This is a genomic window from Arthrobacter sp. B0427-1-12, assembly GCF_059092905.1.
Genome location: NZ_JBNHIC010000092.1, coordinates 1 through 8049, shown reverse-complemented (window position 1 = coordinate 8049; position 8049 = coordinate 1). Strand labels below are relative to the sequence as shown.

The following is an 8049-nucleotide window of genomic DNA, read 5'->3' as shown; positions in this document are numbered from 1 at the left end:
GGATCTGGTTTTGTGTGTTTGTCAGGTTTTCGCAAAGCGTCTCTTTGTTTTCTGCGGTTGGGGCCTTCCGGGCCGCCGGCGCCGCTGCAGAGGACAAACTGCCGCTCCTTGGACGAACCGCCGGTACTGGTCCGGGGGAAGAATGGTGCCATGGCGTCAGGAACACTGCGGATCTATCTGGGGGCGGCCCCCGGCGTGGGCACAACCTGCGCCATGCTTGAAGAGGGGCACCGGCTGCACGGGGAGGGGACCGACGTGGTGATCGGCCTGGCCGAGGACCACGGCCGCCCGCACACGGCCCGCCTGCGGGAGGGGCTGGAGACCGTGCCCGTGCGGACGCAGGGACACGCCTCGGAGCGGGAACTGGACGTTGAAGCCGTGATCGCCCGGGCCCCTCAGGTCGCCCTGGTGGACGACTACGCCCACTCCAAGGCGCCCGGCAGCCGGCAGGAGGGACGCTGGCAGGACGTTGAGCAGCTCCTGGATGCGGGCATCGATGTGATTTCCACTCTCGATATCCAGCACCTGGCATCCCTGGCCGATGTGGTGGAATCAATCACCGGTCTGCGTCCGGCGCAGACCGTGCCGGATGAGGTGGTGCGCCGGGCGGACCAGATCGAACTGGTGGATCTGGCCCCGGACCTGCTGCGCGCCCGGGTCGCGGCCGGCCACGTGTATCCGCGCGAGCAGGTGGATTCCGCGCTGGCCAACTACTTCCGGCCCGGCAATCTGGCAGCGCTGCGTGAACTGGCCCTGCTGTGGCTGGCCGACCGGGTCGATGAGGGACTGGGCGCCTACCGGGCCCGGGAAGGCATCCACAGGAACTGGCCCACCCGCGAACGGGTGGTGGTGGGGCTGACCGGCGGGCCCGAAGGGCAGACGCTGATCCGCCGGGCGGCACGGATCCTGGCCGGTGCCGCCGGCGGTGAGCTGCACGCGGTCCATGTGCGCCCGGCCGAGGGCGCGGCGGGGGAGTCCCCGGGCGAGCTGGAAGCCCAGCGCCGGCTGGTGAGCGAACTGGGCGGGAGCTACCACTCGGTCAGCGGAGAGGACCCGGCGCAGGCCCTGCTGGACTTCGCCCGCAGCATCAGCGCCACGCAGATCGTGATCGGCGTTTCCCGCCACAAACCCCTCCGAAGGATCTTCGCCGCCGGGGTGGGCGCCAGGGTGGTCCGGGATGCCGGGGACATCGACGTGCACATGGTCTCCCATGCCCAAAGCAACCAGGGAGTCTCCCGGCGCCGGCCCCCCGGACTGGGGCGGGCCCGCACGGTCACCGGTTTTGTGCTGGCCCTGGCCCTGCCGCCGGTCCTGCACCTGCTGCTGGAGCGTGTGCCGCACGAGCATTTCGCCACGGACATGCTGATCCACCTCACCGGAACCATCGCCGTGGCCCTGGTCGGCGGGCTGTGGCCGGCGGTGACGGCGGCGGTGCTCAGCGGCATTATCGTGAACTTTTTCACCGTACCGCCGGTTAGGACCCTGACCGTCAGCGATCCGGAGAACGTGTTGACCCTGGTGATCTTTTTGGCCGTCGCCGTGGCCGTGTCCCTGGTGGTCGGTTATGCCGCCCGGCTTGGCCGGCACGCCCGGCAGGCCGAGGCCGAGGCGGCGGCTCTGGGTGAACTGAGCCGGACCGTGATCACCGCCGAGAACAGCATCACCGGATTTCTGGATCATGTCCGTGAGCACTTCCGGGCCGACGGCGCCGCCCTGTACCGGCGGGAGAACGACGCCGGCCCCGGCACGTGGCAGCTGCACGCCGGCACCGGCACTGCACCGGGACCGGACCTCGAGGACGCCGACACCGTTGAATCGCTCGATGATGTCTGGGCCCTGGCCCTGACCGGGACCACCCTGGGCCAGCGCGAACGTGAACTGCTCACCGCGTTCTGTGCCCACCTGCTGGCCATGCTCCAGCGCGAACAGCTCGACGCCAGCTACCGGGACAACCTGCGCCTGGCCGAGGGCAACAAGATGCGCACCTCCATCCTGCGGGCCGTCTCCCACGATTTGCGCACCCCGCTGGCCGGGATCAAACTGGCCGTCAGCAGCCTGCGCCAGGACGACGTGGAATTCACCCCGGAGGAACAGCGCGAACTGCTGGCGACCATCGAGGACTACTGCGACCGGCTCGAGAGCCTGGTCGGGAACCTGCTGGACATGTCCCGGATCACCGGCGACTCACTGTCTTCCCTGATCCGCCCGGTGCACTGGGCCGACGCCGTTGCCCAGGCCCTGCGCAGCCTGCCGGACGGGCGGATACGGCTGGAACTGCCCGATAACATGCCCGCCGTTGACGCGGACCCGGGGATGCTGGAGCGGGTCATCGCCAACATCGTCGAAAACGCCCTCAAATATGCCCCGGATTCCGAGGTTGTCATTGTCGGTTCCGTCGGCGGCACCGGCAGCGCCACCATCGAGGGCTTCCCGGCCAGCGAACTGCGCATCATCGACCACGGTAAGGGCGTGCCGGCCGACCAGGTGGTCACCATGTTCAAGCCCTTCCAGCGCCTCGATGACGCACCGGCCGGGACCGGTATCGGCCTGGGCCTGGCCGTGGCGAAGGGCCTGACCGAGGCCATGGGCGGGCGGCTGCTGGCCGAAGAGACACCGGGAGGGGGCCTGACCATGATCATCCGCCTGCCCCTGTCCACCGGGGTGTCCGGGCTAAGCGCCATCGGGATTGCGTAAAAAACAACCCTGGGAGCATCAGGAAACCGTCAAGACCCGCGGCACCGGTTCCCGGCCGCTGTTTCCTTAAGGCATGGATGTCATAGTGCAGATCATTCCGGTCCTGGCCGTGGGGGCCGTCGCCCTGTGGCTGCTCATCCGCTCCCTGCACCGCTCCGGGCTCTGGTAACCGTCCGGGTCCCGGTTATGGTGGTGACGCCGGTTCCGGTGGACTGCCCGGCGGTGCACAGCGGAGAAGGAGTTCCATGACCACGGTGCTGATCGTTGATGACGAACCCCAGATCCTGCGCGCCATGCAGATCAACCTCAAGGTCCGCGGCTACACCACCCTGACCGCGCTGACCGGTGCCGCCGCCCTGCACGAAGCAGCCCAGCATGCGGTCGATGTGGTCATCCTGGATCTGGGACTGCCGGACATGGACGGGGTGGAAGTCATCCGCGGGCTGCGCGGCTGGACGGACGTACCAATCATCATCCTCTCCGCCCGCCACGCCTCCGACGAAAAGGTCGAGGCACTGGACGCCGGAGCCGACGACTACGTCACCAAGCCCTTCGACCTGGAGGAACTGCTGGCCCGCCTCCGGGCCGCTTCCCGGCGGTCCACCGGCTCCCCGGAAAGCCCGAGTATCGTCACCGCCGACTTCGAGGTCGACCTGGCGGACAAGCGCGTGACCCGCGGCGGGGAAAACCTGCGGCTGACCCCCACGGAGTGGAGCATCCTGGAACTGCTGGCCAAAAATCCCGGCCGGCTGGTGTCCCAGCAGCAGGTCCTCACCCACGTCTGGGGCCCCGCCTACGCCAGGGAAACCCACTACCTGCGCGTCTACATGGCCCAGCTGCGCCGCAAGCTCGAACCCGACCCCTCCAGGCCCCGTTATCTGCTCACCGAGGCCGGCATGGGATACCGCTTCGAACCCTGACCCATCCCTATAACGCCGCCCGCCGACGGGGGGACGACATATGCGCTGTAGTGCGTATCCGGTTAGCTCAGGTTTTCTTGGCCGCGCCCGGTCCGTGGTCCGTGATCTGGCGGTAGATCGTGGGGCTCTGGCTTGCTTCAAGTCCGAGCAGGGTCTGGAAGGCTGCCATGGGCGTGCCGCGCCGGTTGTAGCGGAAGACAAGCTCATCGAGGTAGACCTGAAGATGTTCGCCGCTGACCGAGCGGTGGGTGCCGCGCAGACTTGAAGTTGCTGATCGCCCGGTGGACCCGGGGCATCACAGGATCCGGATTGCCATTACGCTTGGCGGCGCGCTGGGAGCGGGGCCGGTGCTCATAGCCTTCCTTCGGCTGCCCCGCGTAGCCCATCCAGCCGTCGGTGTGCACGACGGCGCCGGGCGCCACGTTCGCGGCGATGAAGGCGTTCAGGGTGGCCGCCGATGCATCCGGAATGACCTTCATGCGCGCCCGTCCCGAGCCCTCGCCGCGGACCTCGACCGCCACGGCCACCCGCACTGCCCGGGCGATGCGGCTCCTGCCACCGCGCCGGCCGGTTTCGACGCCGCCGACCTCACATTCGTCGACCTCGACTTCCCCGCTCAGCAGGGTGCGTCCGGGGTTGACCATGGCCCGGCGGAGCTTGTGCAGCATCGTCCAGGCCGTCTCATAGCGGCCCAGCCCGAGCTGGCGCTGCAGTTGCACGGCCGAGATCCCGGGCGTGCCCGTGGCCATCAGGTACGCCGCCCAGAACCACAGGTGCAGCGGGGTACGGGTCTTGTGCAGAATGGTCCCCGCAGTTACAGAGGACTGGTAGCGGCAGCCGGCGCATTCCCAGGTTCCCCGCGTGGCCACAGGCCAGGACGCCCGGCCCTTGCACCGCGGGCAGACGAAGCCTGCGGGCCAGCGGCACTCGAACAGATAGTCCAGGCATGCCCGCTCGTCGCCGAACCTGGCTTGGAACTCCAGGATCGACTGCGGGAAATCAGGCCGCCCCATGTCGCCACCCTAACCTGAGCTAACCGGATACGCACTTGCGCTGTTATCGGTGGCTTAGGGATGCCGGGACCGGTTTAAAGGGCTTCAGCCCCGGTCCCTTGCGGGGGCCGGGGCTGAAGCTGCCTGCGGGTCAGGTTACCGGGTGGGGAAGCCTGCGTTGATGTAGGGGTGTCGGACAGTGTCAGGGCCTGGGCCGGAACGGAGAAACCGGTGCGAGCATTGCCCTACGGCCAGCCCAACGGTTAGACGGCGGACACTGAGCCAAGGGGGGAGTGACTGCGCGCGGACGCGGCACGATTCATGAAGTTACACCCCGATAAAGGTGCGGAAAAGGGCTGGACGGTTGGCCCTCAGCGGCTGGGGCGGCCTGTCCCTTCCATCACACAGTTATCCACCGGCAACACTGGGAAATCATTGAAGAGTGCCTTACAGGTAACCACCCACCGCGCCGGTAACCGGCCCGAGCACAGCCGGTCCAGGTTTGCCGCCTGACCGGCCGGCTGAGAAAAGTCTCATCGGAATCTCATCGTTTTCTCATGTGTGCCTCTGACGATGGGACGGTCAATCACCCGACGCCGGGGGGAAGCCCCGGTAGAACCTAGGAGGTATCCGATGAACATCAAGCGTGGGGCTGCGGCTCTGATGATTGCGGCACTGCTGACCGGCGCGACCGGCACCGGCATGGCACTGGCCGACGACAACCCGTCCAAGAGTGACCGCGGCGGCAACGCCGAGGTCAACGACCGCGGCCCGGACAGGCACGGACCCGGCCACAAATAGGCCATAGCCAACCAAGCCCGTAACGGTGGGCCCTGCACCAAAGCCGGTGCAGGGCCCACCGCGTATGGGATCCGCCCCCAGACCCTGCCCCACCGGTGAACAGACCTGTCAGGAGGCGATCCCGCATGGGTCCTGTGCTTTGGGTTCTCCATATGCGCCGTTATCGGTGTTCCGGTTGATGGGGTGGGCGACGGGGGCACGGGTCCCCACCCCCCAAGTGGTGGGGCCCCGTGGTCCTGCCGTGAGGATCGGGGCCGAGTTTCATCGGCAGCACAAAACCAGCCTATGAAGCGGCCTTGTGGTTTTCCTGTGGGCACCGGACCCGGGGAGGCTGATATCGGCGTTTTGGGATGTGCAGGGCAAGACGCAGGGGTCGGGAACGTGTGGTGACGTTCCCGGCCCCGGGTTTTTGCTGGCGGCCTTCACGGCCAGGGCCACGGATGCCGGTGCGTTGCGGCACGGACGGCCTGGGCTCCTGTCGGTCTTTAGTGTTCGTCGTAGTGGTCGCCGTGTTCGGCGTGGCGGTGGCCCTCGTGCAGGTAGTCGACGTGGTCGCCGTGCGTCACGGTTTCGTGGCTGCAGTCCGCGCCGCCGTGGCGGTGCTCCTCAACCGTGTGTTCGGCAGGGTCGTCGTGTTCGTCGTAGTGGTCCTCGTGTTCGGCGTGGCGGTGGCCCTCGTGCAGGTAGTCGAGATGGTCGCCGTGCGTCACGGTTTCGTGGGCACAGTCCGCGCCGCCGTGGCGGTGCTCCTCAACGGTGTGCTCGGCCTTGTTTTCCTCGGTCATGATGGTTCTTCCTTGGTTCGGTCAGCCGGAGGGCTGCTGCGGCGTGTTTCCCGGGTGTGGGTGATGGCGTCACGGATAACGTGCGCCACGTGATCGTCGGCCAGGGCGTAGAGCGCTTCCTTGCCTGACCGTTCAACGCTGACCAGGTCCAGTCCCCTCAGCAGTCTCAGGTGCTGGGAGACCAGCGGCTGGGACATTTTTGCCTCGGAGGCCAGATCGGTGACGGTGCGGGGCCCTGCGGAGAGGATGCACAGCATGCGCAGGCGCGATGCCGCCGACAGCGCCTTGAACAGTTCGGCAGCCTCCTGGAAGTCCCGCTCATCCATCATATAAACAGATGAGCATGTATTGAAGTGACATTCAAGCGATTCTCTTGTCTCTATTGATATTCATTCTCATATAGAATCCGGGTATGCGTCTTACCGTTGTTAGCTCCATGGATGCCCTCAGCCGCGGGCAGGCCTGCCGGGTCATCGCGGCCCGTGAAGATGATGCCGTTGTGGTTCTGCATGACCTGCAGGAAAGCGGGGTGGTAAGCCGCCGCGTCTACTGGGGTGCAGCCCTGGCCGAGCGGACGGAAACCCCGCTGGAGCACGGGTGCCTGAACTGCACCGTGCGGCTGGATGTGGTGCCCGCACTTGGGGCGTTGCTGGCCGCCGGCGCGGGGAGCGTGGTGGTCGGTCTGCCTCCGGCGGTGCCGTCAGCGACCGCTGTGGAGGCGCTGCGCCAGGGTCTGGGCGGTGAGCTGTGCATTGGGTCCGTGGTGCTGGTCTGTGATCCCGGTGCGCTGGAGGACCAGATCTGGGACCGGCACACTCTCTTCGAGTCGGGGTATACCGCCAAGCCGGAAGATGACCGGACGGCCGGAGAATTCCTTCTCGGCGAGCTCGCCTTTGCCGATACGGTCCTGCTGGCCGACCCCGAGCTGATCCCGGTCGAGGAAGGCCTGCGGGCCCGCGGGGTGCAGCTGGTGCGTGAGCTGGCCCCGCATGCGGTGCTCAATGAGGCTGAGCACGGCTTCCGTCCGGCCGGTTACGATGCGGCTGAGGCGCGGGCACGCACCGTGCCGGGGACGGTGCGGATTCCGGCCGGGCCGTCGGGTCCGGTCTTCACCACTGTGGTGCACCGGGTTGAACGTCCGCTGCATCCGCAGCGTTTCCGCCAGGCCCTGCCGAAACTGGCCGAGGGGAGCTGCTGGCTGCGCGGGCGGCTGTGGGTTGCCTCCGCCCCCGGGTGCCGGATCGCCCTGCAGGGCATCGGGCCCAGGGTCTGGCTGGAAAACACCGGTCCCTGGCTGGCGGACCGGCCCGCCGGGCAGGCCGGCGGGGAGCCGGAGCATGCCGATGCCCGCCTGGACTGGCACCCGGTCTTCGGGGACCGGGGAACCGTGGTGGCCATTACCGGTGAGAGCGTCGATGCCGCGGAGACCGCTGCCCTGCTGGCCGGATGCGAGGTCACCGACGCGGAAATGGCCGCCGGCCCCGGCCGGCTGGCCGACCCGTTTGAACTCGCCGCCACCCAGGCCGGCTGATCTATGGAAAGGAAAGGGAAGAGGATATGAAGGTACGCAATTCACTGAAGGCGCTGAAGAAGATACCGGGTGCCCAGGTCGTGCGCCGCAGGGGCCGCACGTTCGTGATCAACAAGAAGAATCCGCGCATGAAGGCCCGGCAGGGCTAGACACCGGGCGGTAGCCTGCACCGGCTGCCGCCCGGCGCGCCGCTGCGGTACACGCCGGCCTTGCGGATCTCACTGCACTGCCTGCCCGGCCCCCTGTGCTCAACCTGTTCCGGACCCATCCGTCGATGGCGCAGCGGATCGAGCGCCTGGAGCGCATGGCCGGCCGCCCGCTGGGGT

The 8049-nt window shown here is 67.6% G+C and carries 8 protein-coding genes and 1 pseudogene; 5 read left to right on the top strand and 4 right to left on the bottom strand.

Going from position 1 to position 8049, the window contains the following annotated elements; genetic code table 11:
• The first annotated feature begins 150 nt into the window (after positions 1-150).
• Both AC5RWU_RS23080 and AC5RWU_RS23075 read left to right on the top strand, forming a co-directional pair.
• Positions 151-2694 (top strand): DUF4118 domain-containing protein, encoded by a 2544-nt coding sequence (locus tag AC5RWU_RS23080; protein ID WP_493986507.1) that lies wholly within the window; start codon positions 151-153, stop codon positions 2692-2694.
• A gap of 245 nt (positions 2695-2939) precedes the next feature.
• Positions 2940-3614: a response regulator gene (locus tag AC5RWU_RS23075; RefSeq protein ID WP_493986506.1), complete on the top strand. Its 675-nt coding sequence runs from the start codon at positions 2940-2942 to the stop codon at positions 3612-3614.
• Positions 3615-3681: 67 nt separating this feature from the next.
• Here AC5RWU_RS23075 and AC5RWU_RS23070 read toward each other — a convergent pair.
• Positions 3682-4627, bottom strand: a pseudogene (locus tag AC5RWU_RS23070) (IS1595 family transposase).
• A gap of 612 nt (positions 4628-5239) precedes the next feature.
• On the opposite strand from AC5RWU_RS23070, the gene AC5RWU_RS23065 reads away from it, so the two are divergent.
• A complete protein-coding gene (locus AC5RWU_RS23065) occupies positions 5240-5407 on the top strand; it encodes a hypothetical protein (protein ID WP_493986505.1) in 168 nt (55 codons plus the stop codon).
• Between the two features lie 485 nt (positions 5408-5892).
• On the opposite strand, the gene AC5RWU_RS23060 is transcribed toward AC5RWU_RS23065, so the two are convergent.
• Positions 5893-6192, bottom strand: a complete 300-nt coding sequence (locus AC5RWU_RS23060) for a hypothetical protein (RefSeq protein ID WP_493986504.1) — start codon at positions 6190-6192, stop codon at positions 5893-5895.
• On the bottom strand, positions 6189-6521 hold the full coding sequence (locus AC5RWU_RS23055; protein ID WP_493986503.1) for an ArsR/SmtB family transcription factor: 333 nt from the start codon (positions 6519-6521) through the stop codon (positions 6189-6191). The genes AC5RWU_RS23060 and AC5RWU_RS23055 overlap by 4 nt, the downstream gene beginning before the upstream one ends.
• A gap of 83 nt (positions 6522-6604) precedes the next feature.
• Between AC5RWU_RS23055 and AC5RWU_RS23050 the strand changes: the two genes are divergently transcribed.
• Both AC5RWU_RS23050 and ykgO read left to right on the top strand, forming a co-directional pair.
• Complete coding sequence (locus AC5RWU_RS23050) at positions 6605-7723, top strand: GTP-binding protein (RefSeq protein ID WP_493986502.1); 1119 nt, start codon at positions 6605-6607, stop codon at positions 7721-7723.
• A 26-nt stretch (positions 7724-7749) separates the two neighbouring features.
• Positions 7750-7872, top strand: coding sequence for a type B 50S ribosomal protein L36 (gene ykgO / locus AC5RWU_RS23045; protein WP_493986501.1), 123 nt, complete (start codon positions 7750-7752; stop codon positions 7870-7872).
• Here ykgO and AC5RWU_RS23040 read toward each other — a convergent pair.
• On the bottom strand, positions 7869-8049 hold a 181-nt coding region (locus AC5RWU_RS23040; protein WP_493986500.1), incomplete at its 5' end, for a hypothetical protein. The two genes, ykgO and AC5RWU_RS23040, sit on opposite strands and share 4 nt — an antisense overlap.